Source organism: Pseudonocardia sp. SID8383 (genome assembly GCF_009864975.1).
Classification (GTDB): Bacteria; Actinomycetota; Actinomycetes; order Mycobacteriales; family Pseudonocardiaceae; genus Pseudonocardia; species Pseudonocardia alni.
This window is the reverse complement of sequence record NZ_WWFY01000640.1, coordinates 1-3,140: the sequence shown is the minus strand read 5'-3', so window position 1 is coordinate 3,140 and position 3,140 is coordinate 1. Positions and strand designations below refer to the sequence as shown.

At 76.8% G+C, this 3,140-nt stretch carries 4 protein-coding genes; 3 read left to right on the top strand and 1 reads right to left on the bottom strand.

The annotated features are described in order from the left end of the window. A partial coding sequence (locus GTW08_RS15725; protein ID WP_202417228.1) for a CoA transferase occupies positions 1-827 on the top strand: 827 nt, incomplete at its 5' end. Positions 828-864: 37 nt separating this feature from the next. Here GTW08_RS15725 and GTW08_RS15720 read toward each other — a convergent pair. After that, positions 865-1,950, bottom strand: a complete 1,086-nt coding sequence (locus GTW08_RS15720) for a DUF368 domain-containing protein (protein WP_073574890.1) — start codon at positions 1,948-1,950, stop codon at positions 865-867. 149 nt (positions 1,951-2,099) lie between these two features. On the opposite strand from GTW08_RS15720, the gene GTW08_RS15715 reads away from it, so the two are divergent. Both GTW08_RS15715 and GTW08_RS15710 read left to right on the top strand, forming a co-directional pair. Next, positions 2,100-2,780, top strand: coding sequence for a DUF4232 domain-containing protein (locus GTW08_RS15715; RefSeq protein ID WP_073574889.1), 681 nt, complete (start codon positions 2,100-2,102; stop codon positions 2,778-2,780). 84 nt (positions 2,781-2,864) lie between these two features. Further along, a partial coding sequence (locus GTW08_RS15710) for an ABC-ATPase domain-containing protein (RefSeq protein WP_237453882.1) occupies positions 2,865-3,140 on the top strand: 276 nt, incomplete at its 3' end.

Genomic DNA, 3,140 nt, shown 5'->3' with positions numbered 1-3,140 from the left:
GGCGCCGCCGCGCCGACCTGCCGCTGGACGGGCTGCGCGCGCTCGGGATGGGCCACGTCATCGCCGGCGCCGGGACCGGCCGGGCGCTGGCCCTGCACGGCGCGGACGTGCTCAACATCTGGCGCCCCACGGAGTTCGAGCACGACAGCACCTACGTCACCGCGAACGTCGGCGTCCGGTCCGCCACGGTGGACCCGCACGCCGCCGACGGCGCCGCGCTGCTGCGCGGGCTGCTCGCCGACGCCGACGTGTTCTACGCCAACCGCCGCCCCGGCTACCTGGCCCGGCTCGGGCTGTCCGCCGAGGAGGCCGCCGCGGTGCGGCCCGGCATCGTGCACGCCTCGAACACCCTGCACGGGCCGGTCGGGCCGTGGGCGCAGCGCGTCGGGTTCGACCAGTCCGCGGGCACCCTGGTCGGGATGATGACCCTGGAGGGCGGCTCGGCCACCGACCCGACGGTGGCGCCCCGGCTCTCACCGATCCTGGTCGTCAACGACTACATCGTGTCCTGGCTGACCGCCGCCGGGGTCGCGGCGGCACTGCGCCGCCGCGCGGTGGAGGGCGGTTCCTGGGCGGTGGAGGTGTCGCTGGCCCGGGCCGCGCTGTGGATGCTGGAACTCGGGGTCCTTGACCTCGGCTACGCCCGCGAGGTCGCGGGCACCGGCGAGCGCCACGCCTACCCCGCCCCGGAGACGTTCACCGCGCAGACCCCGCTGGGGCACTACCAGGGGGTGACCGACCAGGTCACGATGAGCGCGACGCCGGGGGAGTACCGCACGGTGCTCGTCCCCCGCGGCTCCGGACGCCCGGAGTGGCTGGGGAGCTGAGCCGGGCGCCCGGGCGCCGGGATCCCGGGCCCGCCGTTCAGCGGTCGCGGCGCGGCGGCGGCTCCACCCGGGGGATCGGGCGGGTCACGTCGGCGTGGTCCACGGCCGGGTCCGCGGTCCGGTCCACGGCGCGGTGCGCGCCCGGGTCCGACACGGGACCCGGGACGCGGTCCATGACCTGGGTCGTGGCCTGGTCAGGGGTGTGCTCGGGGGCGCGGCCGGAGGTGTCGTCCGGGGCGGCCGGCGCCGCCGACCCGTCCACCCGCCGCTCGACGGCCATGATCGCCAGGACGGCCGCCGCGCCGGCCGCGGCCGGCAGCAGCATCCACCACCAGCCCGGGTCGGGCGCCAGCACACCGCGGGCGTCGTCCTGCCAGGGCCACAGCGCCCGCAGCGCCCCCAGCAGTACCCCGATCATGATCACCATCAGGGTGCGGCGGTGGTGCTCCAGCAGCCAGGTCAGCACCGACACGAAGCTCGCGAGCCCCAGCACGGCGCCGAGCCCGAACACGGCGATGTAGGCCAGGTCGAGGTCGCGCACCGCGCGCAGGGTCGGCTCGTAGAGCCCGAACACCAGCAGCAGGAACGACCCGGAGAAGCCCGGCAGCACCAGTGCGCACACCGCGATCGCCGCGGCCAGTCCGACCAGCGGCATCGGTGGGCGGCCCTCGCCGGCGGCCGGGGGGAGCGCGCTGACCGCGAACGTCGCCGCGAACGCGAGGACGACCAGCGCCCACTCGCGCAGCCCGCGCAGCCGCCCGGTGATCCGGAGCGGTACCGCCACCGACGCGGCGACCATCCCCAGGAACACCGCCCGGGCGCCGACGGGGTGGTCCTCGATCAGCCCCGGGAGCACCTGCGACGCCGCCACGACCGCCAGCACCATGCCCAGTGCGACGGGGAGCAGCAGGCCCCAGTCCAGCCGTCGCAGCTCCTCGCGGGGCGCCACGTCACCGCCCGCCGCGCCCGGGAGCAGACCCCGGGCCGCGGCGACGAGGTGGGCCCCCTGGGCGATCAGGCGCTCGTAGATCCCGACGACCAGGGCCATGGTCCCGCCGCTGACCCCCGGGACGGTCTCGACCACGCCGATCGCGGCCCCACGGGCCAGATGAACACCGGACATACGCGACAACACAGGACAGGACGGTACCGACCGGGCGACGATCGGGGACGGACGGGTGAACTCTCGTTCGCATCACGAAGGATCGGGGCAACCGGTGCGTGCCGATACGTCCGAAGAGACGTACAGACCATGACGATCGGGGGACTGACATGGACGGGTACGTCCTGCACCGCACCGCCCGCTGGGCCGTGACCATCGCCGCCTGCGGCGCCGTGCTGGCCGGCTGCGGGGGTGGTGGTGACTGGCCGGCGGCCGCCGGGTCCGGTGGCGCCTCCGCCACCCCGAGTGCCGCCGCGCCGACGACGAGCGCCCCGGTGTCCGACGCCGGGGGTGCCGGATCGGCCGGGGGAGCAGGGAACGGTGGTACCCACACCGGCACCGGTGGCGCCGAGGCGGGCGGCGACGAGCGCTGCCACACCTCCGAGCTCGCCGGCTCGGTCGCGGCCGACCCGGGCGGCGGCGCCGCGGGCTCGTCGTACGTGACCCTGACGCTGCGCAACCAGGGCGGCCGCACCTGCTACGTGCGGGGCTTCCCCGGTGTGTCCTACGTCGGCGGCGGCGACGGCCACCAGATCGGCCCGGCCGCCGCGATGCAGGGCGGGCACGGCGACCCGGTGCGCCTCGCCCCCGGCGGGACCACCGGTGCGACACTGCGGGTGGTGAACGTGCGCAACTTCGACGAGGCGGCCTGCCGCCCGACGGCCGTGCGCGGCCTGCGCGTCTACCCGCCCGGCGAGACCGACTCGCTGTTCGTCCCGATGGAGGGCACCGGCTGTGCCGCCACCCCGCCCGGGGACCAGCTGGTGATCCAGGCGTTCACCGCGCGCTGACCCGCACCCGGGCCCGGTCCGCCGCGGACCGGGCCCGGCGGGGTCCGCGGGTGGCCGCCACGACGGTGGAGGAGAGAACCCCGCATGACCCCGTACGACCGCCCGGACGCGCCCCGCCGGCGTGGCGACGTCGCCGCGCTCGGTCACCGGCTGCAGGACCTCGACGGAGCCTCCTACCGCTCCTACAAGGGCCTCACCGGCGTCTGGTCGGGTGAGGACGGCTACGACCTCGAGATCCGGACGGTGCAGGCCGACCCGTTCGCGCCGCCGTCGCGGCTGCGGGTGACCGTGCCCGCCCGGACCGCGGGACTGCCGCCCGGCCTGCACCGCGGCGCCGTCCGCGCGCGTGCCCTCGGCGGG

What these genes read in the sequence shown, in the direction of transcription:
- GTW08_RS15715 (WP_073574889.1), top strand. Translation starts at nt 2,100, where the DNA reads ATGGACGGGTACGTCCTGCACCGCACCGCCCGCTGGGCCGTGACCATC.
- GTW08_RS15720 (WP_073574890.1), bottom strand. Translation starts at nt 1,950, where the DNA reads ATGTCCGGTGTTCATCTGGCCCGTGGGGCCGCGATCGGCGTGGTCGAG.